The following is a 15,044-nucleotide window of genomic DNA, read 5'->3' on the forward strand; positions in this document are numbered from 1 at the left end:
GCCATGAGCGAACCGTCCGAACGCCAGCGGGGCAGCGACGGCGCACCGGAGCGCTCCGGCGACGCCGAGGCGGGTGCGACCGAATACACCGCCCGCCCACGCCGATCCGACGAACCCGGCGACGGCACCGAACCAGCCGCCCGGCGCACGCCTTCCGGCGAACCGGGCGGCAATACCGAACTCGCCGCCCGCCGAGCCCCCTCCGAGGAACACGGCGGCGATACCGAATACACCGCCCGCCGGACACCTTCCGAGGAACACGGCGGCGATACCGAATACACCGCCCGCCGAGCACCCTCCGGCGAACCAGACGGTGACACCGAATTCGTGCGGCGTGGGAACCGCGCGGACGAGGCCGGTGAGGGCACCGAACTCACGCCACGGCCGACGCCCGGTGGCGATCCCGCGGCGTCGCCCGGCACCGTGGCGGTCGGCCGGACGCCGGAAGGCTGGGACGGTGTCGAGACCGCCGACGCCACCCACGACCGATCCCACACCGAACCCCGGGTGCCGACGCGGCCCTCGCAGCGCAGCGGCCGGATGACCCGGCCCCGGCCCACCGTGCGGCGGCTCGGGGCCGGGCTGGTGACCATTCCGACCGTGGAACCGGTGGATCCGGCCGCGGTGGTCATGCAGGATCCGGTGGTCGCGGAGGGCCGCCGCTTCTGCTGGCGCTGCGGCAAACCCGTGGGCCGGGCCACCCCGACCAGGCCGTCCACCACCGAGGGCACCTGCGAGACCTGCGGTGCGCCTTACGATTTCCGGCCCGGACTGCACCCCGGCGACCGGGTGGCGGGCCAGTACGAGATCCAGGGCTGCCTCGCCCACGGCGGGCTGGGCTGGATCTACCTCGCCATCGACCGCAATGTCAGCGACCGCTGGGTGGTGCTCAAGGGCCTGTTGCACGCCGGTGACACCGAGGCGCAGGCGGTGGCGATGGCGGAGCGGCAGTTCCTGGCCGAGGTGGTGCACCCGAGCATCGTCAAGATCCACAACTTCGTGGAACATCCGGGGCGGGACGGCAATCCGGTCGGCTACATCGTGATGGAGTACGTCGGCGGGCGCTCGCTGCGCAATATGCTCGACGCGCACCCCGCCCCGGAGCGCATGCCGGTCACCGAGGCCATCGCCTATGTGCTGGAGGTGCTTCCGGCCCTGGACTACCTGCATTCGCTCGGCCTGGCGTACAACGACCTCAAGCCCGACAACATCATGGTGACCGAGGACCGGGTGGAACTCATCGACCTGGGCGCGGTCGCCGCGTTCGAGTCCTACGGAAACCTGTACGGCACCAGGGGTTTCCAGGCTCCGGAGATTGCCCGCACCGGCCCAACGGTGGCCTCGGACATCTACACGGTGGGCCGCACGCTCGCGGTGCTCACCCTGAACGTGCCCATGCAGCAGGGCGCGTACTGCGACGGCGTCCCGAGCCCGGACGAGCAGCCGGTGCTGGCCCGCCACGAGTTCTTCCACCGGCTGCTGCTGCGCGCCACCGACCCCGATCCCGCGCGCCGCTTCCCCACCGCACGCGTCTTCGCCAATCAGCTCACCGGGGTGCTTCGCGAGATCCTGGCCGTCGAGACCGGCACCGAGCATCCGCAGCTGTCCACCCTGTTCAGCCCGCCCCGGACCTGTTTCGGCACGGCGGAATACGTGGCGCAGACCGACGGGCTGGTGGACGGTCTGGAACGCGACACCCTGCTGCGCGCCCGGGATGTGGCGGCGGCATTGCAGGTGCCGTTGATCGATCCGGCCGACCCCTCCGCGCCGCTGCTGGCGGGTGCGGCGCACCCCGAGCCCCGGCACGCCCTCGACGAACTGCGCCACGCCCGCCAGCGCGCCGGAGCCGAACCCGGCGGGGCGCCGGCCAGTTTCGAACTGGAGGTGACCCTGGCCGAAGCGCGGGCGCACCTGGATCTCGGCGAACCGGCCGCCGCCCGCCTGCTGCTGGACCGGCTCGGCGACACCGCGGCGCCGCCCGCCTCGGACTGGCGCGTCGACTGGTATCTCGGCGTCGCTGAACTGCTGGACCTGGACTACGAGCGCGCCTTCGGGCGCTTCGACGCGGTGCTCCAAGCGCTGCCGGGCGAGATCGCGCCCAAGCTGGCCCTGGCCGCCACCGCGGAACTGATTCTGCAGCACTGGGATTCCGATGATCCCGAGCAGTGGCGCGAATTCGCGGAGCGGTACTACGCCACCGTCTGGCGCACCGACCGGGGCGTGGTGGCCGCCGCCTTCGGCCTGGCCCGCCAGCTCGCCGCCGCCGGTGACATCGCCGCCGCCGTCGGCGCCCTGGACCAGGTGCCCCCGGCTTCCCGCTACTACGCCGACGCCCGCATGACCGCCATCCTCATGCTGCTGACCTCCGCCCCCGTCGACGAGTTGGACGAGACCACACTGCATATCGCGGCCGCCCGCGTCCAGGCGCTGCCGCCGGGCGAGAGCCGCACCGGCCAGCTGCGGGTGCTGGTGCTCGGCACCGCCCTGGGCTGGCTCCAGGCGGGCCGCACACCGAAGTCGCCGGACGCCGAGATCTTCCGCGCCCCGTTCACCGAACGCGAGCTGCGCCGCGGCATCGAAGCGGATCTGCGCGCCCTGGCCCGTTCCGCACCCGGGCGCACCCACCGTTACGCGCTGGTGGATCTGGCGAACGCGATCCGCGCGAAATCCTGGATCTGATCCCGTCCGGGCATCAACTCGGGGCATCAACTCCGGGCACCAACAGAGCCCGTGTCGCGGGCGGCTCCGATCGGGGGCAGCCGATCGAATGTGGGCGGAACCGGCGAGGGATGGCTCCGGCCCGACCGCGGTTGTGCTTGCACGACACGGGCTCTGGCGCGGCCGGACAGCTGTGTTCCGGCTCGGTGACCACTATGCCGATCGAATGCTGAGAGTTTCGTTAAGACCCAGTTCAGAACTGGTGAAGCAGGTTTCAGCCGACCAGTGCGGCGCTGGCGCGGGCGATGGCAAGCTCCTCATTGGTCGGCACCACCAGCACCGCCACCGGTGCGCCGTCCGGGGAGATGCGGCGGGCGGAGCGGTCGCGAACCGCATTGCGCTCCGGGTCGACCTCGATGCCGAAACCGGCCAGCCCCGCGAGCGCGTCGGCCCGCACCCCGGCGTCGTTCTCACCCACCCCGGCGGTGAAGGCGATGGCGTCCACCCGGCCCAGTTCCACCAGGTACGCGCCGATATAGCGCCGCAGCCGGTGGACGTACACGTCGTAGGCCAGCTTCGCGGCGGCGTCGCCCGCGTCGATGAGGCGGCCGAGTTCGCGGAAGTCGTTCACCCCGGACAGGCCCTTGAGCCCGGAATCGCGGTTGAGCAGGTCGTCGACCTCACCCACGTCCATCCCGGCGGCCCTGATCAGATGGAAGATGATGCCCGGATCCAGATCCCCGGAGCGGGTGCCCATGACCAGGCCCTCCAGCGGCGTCAGGCCCATGGTGGTGTCCACCGCGTGCCCACCGCGCACCGCCGACGCCGACGCACCGTTGCCCAGGTGCAGCACGATCTGATTGATCTCGGCGTAGTCGCGCCCCAGCACCTCCGCCACCCGGTGCGAGACGTAGTCGTGCGAGGTGCCGTGGAACCCGTACTTGCGGATACCGTGCGCGGCAGCGGTTTTGGCGTCGATGGCGTAGGTCTTGGCGGCGGCGGGCAGCTGATGGAAGAAGGCGGTGTCGAAGACCGCCACCTGCGGCACGTCCGGCAGCAGCGCCCGCGCGCTCTCGATGCCGGTGACATTGGCCGGATTGTGCAGCGGCGCGAGCGTGGACAGGTCGGCGATGGCCCGCACCACCTCGTCGGTGACGAGGGTGGGTTCGTAGAACACCTCACCGCCGTGCACCACCCGGTGCCCGACCGCGCCCAGCTCCTCGGCGGCGAGATCGTGGCCGCTCTCGGTGAACAGCTCGAAGACCAGCCGCAGCCCCGCGGCGTGATCGGCGATGGGTCCGTCGTGCTCGAATGTCCTGCCGTCACAGCTGTGTTCGATGGTGGGCGCGCCATCGCCCACCTGCTCCCCGATGCGCTGCACCACGCCGGAGGCCACCACGGTGGCCGTATCCGGTTCCAGCAGCTGGTATTTGATCGAGGAGGACCCAGAGTTGATCACCAGCACCTTCACGACTACGCCTCCCGCTGGGCCTGGATGGCGGTGATGGCCACCGTATTCACGATGTCGGCGACCAGCGCGCCGCGCGACAGGTCGTTGACCGGCTTGCGCAGCCCCTGCAACACCGGGCCGATGGCCACCGCGCCCGCGCTGCGCTGCACCGCCTTGTAGGTGTTGTTGCCCGTATTGAGGTCCGGGAAGATGAAGACCGTGGCCCGCCCGGCCACCTCGGAATTCGGCAGCTTGGTGCTCGCCACCGTCGGCTCGATGGCGGCGTCGTACTGGATCGGCCCCTCCACCAGCAGTTCCGGCGTGCGCTCCTGCACCAGCTTGGTGGCGGCGCGCACCTTGTCCACATCCGCGCCGGAACCGGATTCGCCGGTCGAGTACGACAGCATGGCGATGCGCGGGTCGATGCCGAACTGGGTGGCGGTGCGGGCCGAGGATACGGCGATATCGGCCAGCTGTTCGGACGTCGGATCCGGCACCACGGCGCAGTCGCCGTACACCAGCACCCGATCCGCCAGGCACATGAGGAACACGCTCGACACGGTGGACACGCCCGGCTCGGTCTTGATGATCTCGAAGGACGGGCGGATGGTGTGCGCGGTGGTGTGCGCCGCGCCCGACACCATGCCGTCGGCGACCCCCATCTGCACCATCATGGTGCCGAAATACGAGATGTCGGTCATGAATTCGCGCGCCCGCTCCACCGTCATGCCCTTGTGGGCGCGCAGCCGCGCGTACTCCTCGGCGAATTCCTCACGCAGCGGGCAGGTGCGCGGATCGAGCACCTCGGCGGCATCGATGTCCACGCCCAGTTCGGCGGCGCGCCCGCGCACGGCGGTCTCGTCGCCCAGAATGGTGAGATCGGCGATCTTGCGCTGGAGTACGCGACCGGCGGCGCGCAGGATGCGGTCGTCGTCGCCCTCGGGCAGCACGATGCGCTTGCGGTCGGCGCGCGCCCGCTCGATGAGCCGGTATTCGAACATCTGCGGGGTGATCACCCCCGGCGTGCGAACCTCGATCTGCCGCAACAGTTCCGCGCCGTCGACCCGCTCCTCCATGAGCGCCAGCGCGGTGTCCACCTTGCGGATGCTCGACAACGACACCCGGCCGCGGGTCAGCGAGACCGCCTTGGCCGTCTCGAAGGTGCCCAGCTGCGTGCTGATGATGGGCAGCTTCGGTTTCATGCCCGCGATCAGGCGCGCGATGGTCGGCTCGGGCAGCATGCCGCCGTTCATGATGATGCCCGCCAGCGACGGAAAGCCCGCCGCCTCATGGGCGTTCACCAGGGCGAGTAGCACGTCGGAGCGGTCGCCGGGCGTGATGACGGCGATGCCGTCCTCGAGCCGTTCCAGGATGTGCTCGGTGGTCATACTGCCGACGATCACCCGCAGCGCCTCGCGCTGCATGAGTTCCGGGTCGCCGCTGTAGATCTCACCGTCGATGGCCCCGCACAGCTCCTCCACCGTCGGCGCGGTGAGCAACGGCACCTCCGGCAGCGCCCAGGACGGCACATCGCACACCTTCAGCGCGGCGGCGTCGGCCTCGAGCTGCTCGGGGTCGCAGCGGTTGGCGATGACCGCCACCAGCCGCGCGTGCTCGGCCTTCAGCTCCCCGTCGCACAGCTCCACCACCTGGCCCAGTTCGGCGGAGGTGCGACCCGCGCCCCGCACCACCAGCAGCACCGGCGCGCCCAGGTTCACCGCGATGCGGGCATTGAAGCGCAGCTCACTGGGGCTGGCCACATCGGTGTAATCGCTGCCCAGAATGAGCACGGCGTCGCAGTGCCGGGCCATCTCGTGGAAGCGCATGACGATCTCGCTGATGGCGGCGTCCGGGTCGGCGTGCACCTGCTCGTAGGTGACGCCGATGGAGGAGTCGTAGTCGTCGTCGGCGGTGGAGTGCTCGAGCAGCAGTTCGAGGATGTAGTCGCGTTCGGTGGCCGACCGGGTGATGGGCCGGAACACGCCGACCCGCGGGGTGGTGGCGGCCAGCATCTGCAGCACGCCGAGCGCGATGGTCGACTTTCCGGTATCGCCCTCTGGGGCTGCGATGTACACGGTGGACGGGGCGGAAGCGGCCATGATCACGAGCTTAGCGGCCAGCGTTTCACGCCGCCGTTCGCCGGACCGTAGCGGTTAGGCTCGCGCCCATGATCGGCGCCTCCGGTCTCGATTGGGGACACGAGACTTTCCACAGCCTCTTCTGGATCGCCAAAGCCTTCACCATCACCGCACTGATCTTCCTGCTCGGCGCGACCGCCATCGTGCGGTGCACCGACTGGGGGCGCATGTTCTGGCGCATCACCGGCGGCTACTTCACCGGTCGGGAGAGCTGGCCCGCCTGGGCGCTGTTCGCCGTGGTCCTGCTGCTGGCCGTCTACAGCGTGCGCATGACGGTGCTGTTCACCTACTTCTACAACGACTCGTTCACCGCGTTGCAGCTCGGCGTGCAGGCGCTGGTGGACGGCGCGGGCAGTCCGGAGAGCGAGCGGGCGGCCGCGCTGTTCTGGCAGAGCCTTGGCGTCTTCGGGGTGCTGTCGGTGATCCTGGTCGTGATGGGCGTGGTGTCCTACTGGTTGCAGCAGGCCTTCCACATCCACTGGTGGACCTGGCTGAACACCCGCTTTCTGGACGACTGGCTGGACGGCAAGGCGTATTACCGCGGCCGGTTCATCGACGAGACCGTCGACAATGCCGATCAGCGCATTCAGCAGGATGTGTACGACTTCGTGGAGGGGTCGTACGCGCTGTGCTTCGGCGGCAATGTCGGGCCGTACAGCATCAGCGGCAACGGCGTGATCGGGGCCGGGCTGTCACTGGTGTCGTTCACGCCCATTCTGTGGCGCATCTCCGGCCCGCTGGACGTCTTCGGCGTCACCGTGCCCAGGGCGCTGGTCTTCGCGGCGTTCGCGTGGGTGGCCTTCGCGACGGCGGTGGCCTTCTGGATCGCCCATCCGCTGATCAAACTCAACTTCTGGTTCCAACGCCGCACGGCCGACTACCGTTTCGCGCTGGTGCGGCTGCGGGAGAACGCCGAGAACGTCGCCTTCTACAACGGCGAACGCGAGGAACGGGGCGGTCTGGACCGCCGGTTCGCGGCGGTGATCGCCAATATGTGGGCGCGGGTGTACCGGCTGCTGCGGTTCTTCGGCTGGAATCTGACCACCAAGCAGGTCGGCGGCGTGTTCACGGTGCTGCTGGTGGGGCCGCGGGTGCTGGCGGGCACCGCCACCCTGGGCGATCTCCAACAGGCCACCAGCGCTTTCGGGCAGGTGCAGGACGCGCTGTCGATGCCGCAGTCCTCGTATGCGGCGTTCACCTACTACCGGGCCACGCTGATCCGCCTGGACGGGCTGCGCGAGGCGGACCGGAAGGCGCGGGCGCTGCCGGTGGTCGGCACCCGCGAGGTGGCGGCCGGGCTCGAACTCACCGCCGTGCAGGTGCGCAAACCCGATGGGACGCCGCTGATCACCGATCTGAACCTGCGGCTCGAGCCCGGTGACGCGCTGGTGGTGAAGGGCGGTTCCGGGGTGGGCAAGACGACGCTGCTGCGCAGTATCGGCCAGCTCTGGCCGTATACCGAGGGGCAGGTGAGCCGTCCGCTGGGCGATGCCGCGCTGTTCCTGTCACAGCGGCCGTATCTGCCGTTGGGCGATCTGCGCACCGCCATCACCTATCCGGCGGCCCCCGATCTAGTGGACGACGAGACGCTGCGGGCGACGCTGATCACCGTGAACCTCGGCCACCTCACCGACCGCCTGGACGAGGAGACCGATTGGGCGTCCACCCTCTCACCCGGTGAACAACAGCGGGTGGCGTTCGCGCGAATCCTGTTGCTGCGGCCCGAGGTGGCGTTCCTGGACGAGGCGACGTCGGCCGTCGACGAGGGGCTCGAGTACACGCTCTACCACCTGGTGCGCACCGAGACGCCGGATACCGTGCTGGTCAGCGTGGCGCACCGCAGCACGGTGGACCGGCATCACACCCACCGGCTGGAGTTGACCGGGGGTGGTGCGTGGCAGCTGTCGCCGATCGAAGCCGTGCGGGTGTGAAGGCGACGTGTCGGCCACGCTGGCGCTCAGCTCAGGGCGCGCAGGCGCGGGGCGAGGTCACGCTCGAACAGCTCCAGGAAGCGCTTCTGGTCGTGGCCCGGAGCGTGGAAGACCAGATGGTTCAGGCCCGCGTCGGTGTACTGCCTGATCTGCTCGACCGCCTGGTCGGGATCGCTGGCCACGATCCATCGCTTGGCGATCTGCTCGATGGGCAGCGCGTCGGCGGCGGCCTCCATCTCGATCGGGTCGGTGATGGAGTGCTTCTGCTCGGCGGTCAGCGAGAGCGGGGCCCAGAAGCGCGTATTCTCCAGCGCCAGTTCGGGGTCGGTGTCGTAGGAGATCTTGATCTCGATCATCCGGTCGATGTCCTCGGCGGTTCGGCCCACCTTGGCCGCGCCCTCGGCCACCGCGGGCATGAGCTTCTCGGTGTAGAGCTCCATGCCCTTGCCGGAGGTGCAGATGAAGCCGTCACCCGCGCGGCCCGCGTACCGGGCCACCAGCGGGCCGCCCGCGGCGATGTAGATCGGGATGCCGCCCTTGGGCACGTCGTAGATGGACGCGCCGACGGTGGTGTAGTGCTGGCCCTCGAAGTCCACGCGGTCACCGGTCCACAGCGCGCGCATGAGGTCCACGGCCTCGCGCAGCCGCGCGAAACGCTCCTTGAATTCCGGCCATTCGCCGGAGTAGCCGGTGGCGATCTCATTGAGCGCCTCACCGGTGCCGACGCCGAGCATGACGCGATCCGGGTACAGGCAGCCCATGGTGGCGAACGCCTGCGCGATGACGGCCGGGTTGTAGCGGAAGGTCGGGGTCAGCACCGAGGTGCCGAGCTGGATGCGCCGGGTGCGCTCGCCGACGGCGGCCATCCACGCCAGCGAGAACGGCGCGTGGCCGCCATTGTGCCGCCACGGCTGGAAGTGGTCGCTCACGGTGGCGCTGTCCATGCCGTGCTCCTCGGCCAGCACCGCGATCTCCACCAGTTCCCGCGGGCCGAACTGCTCCGCCGACGCCTTGTATCCGAGCTTTAGGTTCTTCACCTGCGCCACTCCTGTCGCCTGTATTGCGCTGTGTGTGCGGGTTCTCTCGGCCCGCGGGGCCGCTCGGGCGCGCTGGCTGTGGCGGCGCGCGAACGGCCTACTTCGCACCCTAGGTCAGAAATGGGCGGCGAGGTGGCGAGGGTCGCATCCGTCGAGACGAACCGACGCGCCCGAACGGGTATTCCGAGCGCCTCCTCGGCGACCGCCGCCACGGGCAGCGCGGGCTCCGACGCCCGGGCTCCGGCTACCGCGGCAGCGGCGGACCCGGGTCCAAGCCCATGGCCTCGCGGGCCTTGCGGATGAAGTACAGCCCGCCGCGCACGGTTTCCTTGGCGACGCGCACCTGCCCCAGCGTGGTGGCCTTCACCACCTGTGTCCTGGCGATATTGAGCCGGTCCACGGCCTCGGACATGGCCCGCAGCGCCTCGTCGTTCTCCGGATCCAGCTGGGCCAGCTCCCCGGACATGCGGTCCAGGTGCCGATTCACCTCCGCTTTCGCATCGGCCACCCGCTCCACGTTCCCGGACCACTCCCGCGAGATCCACCAGATGGCCAGGCCCACGACGGCCAAGACCAGAACAAGGAACAGCAACCGACCCATACCTCCAGCTTACGGCGGCCCCGACTGCCCGGTAACCACCGCGCTGATCGCCGATTCGCTCCCGATAGCGGACAATTGGCTCGTGACCACCAATGCTGAGCCGATCCTGTCCTACCTGACCGATATGGACGGTGTGCTCGTGCACGAGAACCATCTCGTGCCGGGGGCCGACAAATTCCTGGCGGAGCTGAGCACCAATGGCATGCCCTACCTGGTGCTCACCAACAACTCCATCTACACCGCGCGCGATCTGCAGGCGCGGCTGCGGCACTCCGGGCTCGACATTCCGGTGGAGTCGATCTGGACCTCGGCGCTGGCGACGGCGACCTTCCTCAATGAGCAGCGGCCCAATGGCACGGCCTATGTGGTGGGTGAATCCGGGCTCACCACGGCCCTGCACGAGATCGGGTACGTGCTCACCGACAGCGATCCGGACTATGTGGTGCTCGGCGAGACCCGCACCTATTCGTTCGAGGCCATCACCACCGCCATTCGGCTGATCCTGGCGGGTGCGCGGTTCATCGCCACCAATCCGGACGCCACCGGTCCGTCACGTGAGGGCGTACTGCCCGCCACCGGCTCGGTCGCGGCCCTGATCACGCGCGCCACCGGCAAGGAGCCCTACTACGTGGGCAAGCCCAATCCGCTCATGATGCGCTCGGCGCTGCGGCGCATCGGCGCGCATTCGCAGTCCACCGTCATGATCGGCGACCGCATGGACACCGACGTGATCTCCGGACTGGAGGCCGGGCTGCGCACCATCCTGGTGACCACGGGCATCTCCGGCCGGGCCACCGCGGAGGACTTCCCCTTCCGGCCGACCCTCATTCTCGACTCCGTCGCCGATCTGGTCGGCCGCACGCGCGACCCGTTCTCGGCGGCCTGACGCACGGCACTCGCAGCGCACCCCGGCACCGACCCGCAGCGGTCCAGCGGGGGCGGGGCTGGGTTCACGCCCGGTCGCGCCGAACCTGTTGTGGCACCACAGTGCGGCGGCGCTATCAGCTGTTCGGTATCTGCCGGCGGTCGGGATCGACCAGCTCTCGGGCGGACCTCGCGATACCGATCATCCGGGGTACGCCACGGCCGAGAACGCCACCCGGTACTCGTCCAAGTGCATCGCGCCGATCCTCCGACACGCATCGGCGCGCCGTTCCCGGTGTAATCCACCGGGCATAGTTGTCGCACGCCGCCGCAGGAGTGGCCGACACCTTCATAGGGCATCGCTGCCGGACATCGCCGACCGCGCCGGTGAGATTCACTCGCGCTCGAGTGCGTCGAGCGCGGCCGTGAGGGTGGTGAGCGCGTCGACCACGCGGGTGAACTCCTCGATGCCGAGGTGTTCGGTGAGGCGGGCCGAGATGTCCGCGTGCTGGGGGTCGATGCGCTGGACGGCCGCGTAGCCCGCGGCCGTGGGGGCGACGAGTTTGGCGCGGCGGTGGGCCGGGTTCGGCCGGTATTCGGCGAGGCCCTTGTCGACCAGCAGGTCCGCGATCCGCTGCACGCTCTGCCGGGTGATGCCCATCGCGCGTGCGATCCCGGCCACGGGCAGCGGCTCCCGCAGCACCGCGCCCAGCACCTGCCACCAGGCCGCGGTGAGCCCCGCCGGACGGGCCAACTCCTCGGCGATGGCGAGGAATTGGCCGTTGAGCTTGAACGAGGTGATCGCCGCCGTGCTGAACAGTTCCTGTTCGCGCCGGGTCTCGCCGCCCGCCCGCCCGGTGGAGCGGGGCTGTGTCACGCCGTCGCCTCGGCCGACCGGCTCTGTTCGTACTCGGCGAGGGCGAAGAATCCGGCCGGATCGTTGTCGCCGTAGAGCTTGTACCAGGCGTCGAGAATGTGCGGCTCGTAGATATCGAGCCGGGCGAGGATCGCCCGCGCGAACTCGACCGGCCTGGTGCCGGTGGCCGTGATCAGATCCCCGTCGGTGACCGCGGGCTCGTACACGAACCGGTCCGCGCCCGAATAACCACTGTAGGCAAGGTATTCCGCCGCATTGCTGGTGTGCGCCCGCTCGTCCAGCAGCCCGGCCGCCGCCAAACCGAAGGTGGCCCCGCAGATGCCCGCCACCGGCACGCCCGCCGCCAGGAATTCGCGCGCCTTGTCCGCGAAGGGGGTCAGCGCACCCGTTTCCCAGGTGTCCGCGCCCGGCAGGACGAGCATGGCGCTGTCGGCCGGGGACAGCTCCGCCAGCGTCACATCCGGCACCACCCGCATGCCACCGGCCGAGGTGACCGCCTCGCTGCCGATCCCCACCGTGCGCACCTGCCAGGTGCCCGGCTCCCGGTGCCACGCGGCGCGGTTGATGTGCGCGGTGGCGTGGCCGACCTCCCAATCCGCGAAGGTGTCGTAAACGGCCGTGTGCACTGTTCTCATCATGACAGCATCCTGTCATATTTGACAGAATGCTGTCAATGGCGGGAGTACGAAAAACCCCGGCCCGTCGAGCGGCCGGGGTTTCGCGCGCTGCCGAACGGTCAGCTCAGCGCATGGTCCAGATCGCCGAGCAGATCCTCCACATCCTCGAGGCCCACCGAGACGCGGACCACGCCGTCGGTAATGCCAACGGCCGCACGGCCTTCCGGCCCCATGGCCCGGTGCGTGGTGGTGGCCGGATGGGTGATCAGGGTCTTGGCGTCGCCGAGGTTGTTCGAGATGTCGATGATGCGCAGCCGGTTGAGCACCTCGAAGGCGCGCTTCTTGGCCTCGCCGGCACCGGCCTTCAGCTCGAAGGTGACCACGGTACCGCCGCCCGACATCTGACTCTTGGCCAGCTCGTACTGCGGATGCGAGGCCAGGAACGGGTACTTCACCCAGGCCACCGAATCCTTGCCCGCCAGGAACTCCGCGATGCGCTGCGCCGAGGAATTGGCCTGGCGCACCCGCAGCGGCATGGTCTCCAGCCCCTTGAGCAGCGTCCAGGCATTGAAGGGGCTCAGCGCCGGACCGGTATGGCGCATCAGGGTTTTCACGGGACCGTCGATGTAGTCCTTGGACCCGAGAATGGCTCCGCCGAGCACACGGCCCTGGCCGTCGATGTGCTTGGTGCCGGAATAGACCAGCACATCCGCGCCGAGATCGAATCCGCGTTGCAGCAGCGGCGTGGCGAAGACGTTGTCCAGCACCACCTTCGCGCCCGCGGCGTGCGACAGCTCGACCACGCGGCGCACATCCACCAGCGACTGCATCGGATTGGACGGCGTTTCGAAGAACACGGCCTGGGTGGGCACCGACAGCGCCCGCTCCCACTGGTCGATGTCCTCACCGTCGACGAAGACGGTCTCCACGCCCCAGCGCGGCAGAATCTCGTTGGCCACCACGAAACACGAGCCGAACAGGCTGCGCGCGGCGACCAGCCGGTCACCCGCGCCGAGCAGCGCGCCCAGCGCGGTGAACACCGCCGACATCCCGGACGCGGTGGCGAAACACGCTTCGCCGCCGTCGATCAGGCGCAGCCGCTCCTCGAACATGGCGACGGTCGGGTTGCCGTAGCGCGAGTACACGTAGTGCTCGATATCGCCGGTGAACGACGCCTCGGCCGCCTCGGCGCTCTCGTAGACGAATCCCGAACTCAGGTACAGCGCCTCCGAGGTCTCCTCGAAACCGCTGCGGCGCAAGCCACCCCGTACGCCCAGGGTCGCGGGGCCCACCCCTTCGGGCAGGGGCTTGTCGAAAGCGCCTCCGGTGATCACAGCTGCCTCCCATCGACCTGTCGGGTCATGACTGTCGCAATCCGACACAGCACCGGCGGCGCGCCACACGAATCCGCTATCGGTCGGGTCATGACTGCCGCCACGGCAGACCCTCGGCGCGCCAGCCGGAGCCGCCGCGGTGGCCCTGCGCGTCCAGCGCGCCCTCGAAGCCATCGACCACGTTGAACGCGGGCGTGAAGCCGACCGCCGTGGCCGCCGTGGCCGCGCCGATGGAGCGCTGTCCGGACCGGCAGATGAAGATCACGGGCGCGTCGCCGTTCGGGTCCCGCTCGGCCAGCGCCTGCTCGAGCTGATCGGTGAACCGGGTATTGGGCGAGCCGGTGACGTCCACCCATTCGATGAGCACGGTCGGCCGTCCGATGCCGCCGGTGTCGGGTACGCCGACGAACCGCCATTCGGCCTCGGTGCGCACGTCGACCAGCACCGCCTCCGGATTGTCGCGCAACAGCTCCCACGCCTGCCGTGGCGTGATGTCACCCGCATAGCTCATTGCTTGAAACCTCCTGTGAATCCGCACTTGCCGCACCGAGGTGCGTGGCCAGGTCGTCACCCGGAGCACCCCACCGCGGAGGAGGGTTGCCGACCAGCCAGCCGGGGCTTGGCGCTGGTACTCATGACCTGGATCTGAGATTGCCCGGACCACCGCCCGACTGTCAAACGCATGTGTCCGAGTAGTGGGACGGTCAGCTGTCGCAGACCACCCAGCGGTCGTCGGCACGGGTGAAGTTCCAGGTCGAGGTGCTCTCGTTCCCGTCGAGCCGCACGGTGACGGTGGCGGTGGCGCGGTCGCCGTCCACGCGGGCGTCGGTGAGGCGCACGAATTCCAGAGCCGGTGCGGCGTCGTCGGATTCGATCCGCACCGGAGAGCGGTCGTCGTCGAAGCCCGCGCAGACGATGCGCCCGTTCAGCGGATCGTCCGCGGCCAGCGCGCCGACGAGGTTGCGGGCGGCCACCGCCAGCCGATCGGAATCTGTGACATTCTTCTCAGCCGGGGATACCAGGCCCGCGATCACGATTCCCACCACGACCAGCGCGATAATGCCCGCGGCGGCCAGGAACGGCAGCATCGACCTGGTCCCGGTCTGGTCGATCGGGATCGGTCGGGCCTCCTCATCGGCCGTGTTCTCCGATCGCTCGGCCGCGTTCTCCGGCCGCTCGCTTCGATCACTCATGGGGTAGATCATGCCTGGTAGCCGGGGGTGTAGGAGCCTCGACACCGGGTACCCGACGCAGTGGGCATCCGCCCAGTTCACCGCACCCCGGCGGGCCGCCGTCCACCCCACCGATAGAATCGTCTGAATTCTCCGCCCGCGCGGGGGGAATAGCAGTACGGCGCAGCAACGCTGCAGCGTCGGGGGCCTCGGGGAGATTCGAGCCCGGGCGTCAACTTAGCCTAAGCTAAGAACGACGGCTAGGACTGACCGCAAGATTGTATTTCGACTCGTAAGGGTGCGCGTAAGAGATGACCGAACAGAGTGCAGCGACCCGCCCGCTCCGCATCGCGATCGTTGGTGCC

The 15,044-nt window shown here is 69.4% G+C and carries 12 protein-coding genes and 1 riboswitch; of the genes, 3 read left to right on the forward strand and 9 right to left on the reverse strand.

What is annotated here, in order from left to right:
- Positions 1 to 3: 3 nt before the first annotated feature.
- Positions 4 to 2,679, forward strand: coding sequence for a tetratricopeptide repeat protein (locus tag QMO76_RS32445; protein ID WP_306365177.1), 2,676 nt, complete (start codon positions 4 to 6; stop codon positions 2,677 to 2,679).
- Between the two features lie 253 nt (positions 2,680 to 2,932).
- On the opposite strand, the gene QMO76_RS32450 is transcribed toward QMO76_RS32445, so the two are convergent.
- Positions 2,933 to 4,129 (reverse strand): acetate kinase, encoded by a 1,197-nt coding sequence (locus QMO76_RS32450; RefSeq protein WP_306365178.1) that lies wholly within the window; start codon positions 4,127 to 4,129, stop codon positions 2,933 to 2,935.
- Between the two features lie 2 nt (positions 4,130 to 4,131).
- Positions 4,132 to 6,207, reverse strand: a complete 2,076-nt coding sequence (gene pta, locus QMO76_RS32455; RefSeq protein WP_306365179.1) for a phosphate acetyltransferase — start codon at positions 6,205 to 6,207, stop codon at positions 4,132 to 4,134.
- A 68-nt stretch (positions 6,208 to 6,275) separates the two neighbouring features.
- Between pta and QMO76_RS32460 the strand changes: the two genes are divergently transcribed.
- A complete protein-coding gene (locus tag QMO76_RS32460; protein WP_306365180.1) occupies positions 6,276 to 8,177 on the forward strand; it encodes an ABC transporter ATP-binding protein/permease in 1,902 nt (633 codons plus the stop codon).
- 26 nt (positions 8,178 to 8,203) lie between these two features.
- Here QMO76_RS32460 and fgd read toward each other — a convergent pair whose 3' ends face one another.
- Together fgd and QMO76_RS32470 are read right to left on the reverse strand one after the other, a co-directional pair.
- Positions 8,204 to 9,214 (reverse strand): glucose-6-phosphate dehydrogenase (coenzyme-F420), encoded by a 1,011-nt coding sequence (fgd, locus tag QMO76_RS32465; protein ID WP_306365181.1) that lies wholly within the window; start codon positions 9,212 to 9,214, stop codon positions 8,204 to 8,206.
- Positions 9,215 to 9,458: 244 nt separating this feature from the next.
- Positions 9,459 to 9,815, reverse strand: coding sequence for a hypothetical protein (locus QMO76_RS32470; RefSeq protein ID WP_306365182.1), 357 nt, complete (start codon positions 9,813 to 9,815; stop codon positions 9,459 to 9,461).
- 124 nt (positions 9,816 to 9,939) lie between these two features.
- Here QMO76_RS32470 and QMO76_RS32475 point away from each other — a divergent pair, with 124 nt between their 5' ends.
- Positions 9,940 to 10,701 (forward strand): HAD-IIA family hydrolase, encoded by a 762-nt coding sequence (locus tag QMO76_RS32475; protein ID WP_306365193.1) that lies wholly within the window; start codon positions 9,940 to 9,942, stop codon positions 10,699 to 10,701.
- Between the two features lie 372 nt (positions 10,702 to 11,073).
- Here the strand turns inward: QMO76_RS32475 and QMO76_RS32480 are convergent, their stop codons facing one another.
- From QMO76_RS32480 to QMO76_RS32500, 5 genes are all read right to left on the reverse strand, one after another.
- On the reverse strand, positions 11,074 to 11,556 hold the full coding sequence (locus QMO76_RS32480) for a MarR family winged helix-turn-helix transcriptional regulator (RefSeq protein WP_306365183.1): 483 nt from the start codon (positions 11,554 to 11,556) through the stop codon (positions 11,074 to 11,076).
- On the reverse strand, positions 11,553 to 12,194 hold the full coding sequence (locus QMO76_RS32485) for a type 1 glutamine amidotransferase family protein (RefSeq protein ID WP_306365184.1): 642 nt from the start codon (positions 12,192 to 12,194) through the stop codon (positions 11,553 to 11,555). Before QMO76_RS32485 ends, QMO76_RS32480 begins: the two co-directional genes overlap by 4 nt.
- Positions 12,195 to 12,292: 98 nt before the next feature.
- The gene (locus QMO76_RS32490) at positions 12,293 to 13,507 is read right to left on the reverse strand and encodes an O-succinylhomoserine sulfhydrylase (protein ID WP_306365185.1); all 1,215 of its coding nucleotides are present in this window, start codon (positions 13,505 to 13,507) and stop codon (positions 12,293 to 12,295) included.
- 88 nt (positions 13,508 to 13,595) lie between these two features.
- Positions 13,596 to 14,018: a rhodanese-like domain-containing protein gene (locus QMO76_RS32495; protein ID WP_306365186.1), complete on the reverse strand. Its 423-nt coding sequence runs from the start codon at positions 14,016 to 14,018 to the stop codon at positions 13,596 to 13,598.
- Between the two features lie 18 nt (positions 14,019 to 14,036).
- A riboswitch (SAM riboswitch) is annotated at positions 14,037 to 14,147 on the reverse strand.
- Between the two features lie 64 nt (positions 14,148 to 14,211).
- On the reverse strand, positions 14,212 to 14,700 hold the full coding sequence (locus tag QMO76_RS32500) for a hypothetical protein (RefSeq protein ID WP_306365187.1): 489 nt from the start codon (positions 14,698 to 14,700) through the stop codon (positions 14,212 to 14,214).
- Positions 14,701 to 15,044 lie beyond the last annotated feature (344 nt).

The sequence above is a fragment of the Nocardia sp. CC227C genome (genome assembly GCF_030767025.1).
Lineage (GTDB): Bacteria > Actinomycetota > Actinomycetes > Mycobacteriales > Mycobacteriaceae > Nocardia.

Excerpts from the sequence above, each read along its gene's own strand:
- QMO76_RS32475 (WP_306365193.1), top strand. The coding sequence starts at position 9,940 with ATGGACGGTGTGCTCGTGCACGAGAACCATCTCGTGCCGGGGGCCGAC.
- pta (WP_306365179.1), bottom strand. The coding sequence starts at position 6,207 with ATGGCCGCTTCCGCCCCGTCCACCGTGTACATCGCAGCCCCAGAGGGC.
- QMO76_RS32495 (WP_306365186.1), bottom strand. The coding sequence starts at position 14,018 with ATGAGCTATGCGGGTGACATCACGCCACGGCAGGCGTGGGAGCTGTTG.
- QMO76_RS32485 (WP_306365184.1), bottom strand. The coding sequence starts at position 12,194 with ATGATGAGAACAGTGCACACGGCCGTTTACGACACCTTCGCGGATTGG.
- QMO76_RS32445 (WP_306365177.1), top strand. The coding sequence starts at position 4 with ATGAGCGAACCGTCCGAACGCCAGCGGGGCAGCGACGGCGCACCGGAG.
- QMO76_RS32460 (WP_306365180.1), top strand. The coding sequence starts at position 6,276 with ATGATCGGCGCCTCCGGTCTCGATTGGGGACACGAGACTTTCCACAGC.
- QMO76_RS32470 (WP_306365182.1), bottom strand. The coding sequence starts at position 9,815 with ATGGGTCGGTTGCTGTTCCTTGTTCTGGTCTTGGCCGTCGTGGGCCTG.
- QMO76_RS32500 (WP_306365187.1), bottom strand. The coding sequence starts at position 14,700 with ATGAGTGATCGAAGCGAGCGGCCGGAGAACGCGGCCGAGCGATCGGAG.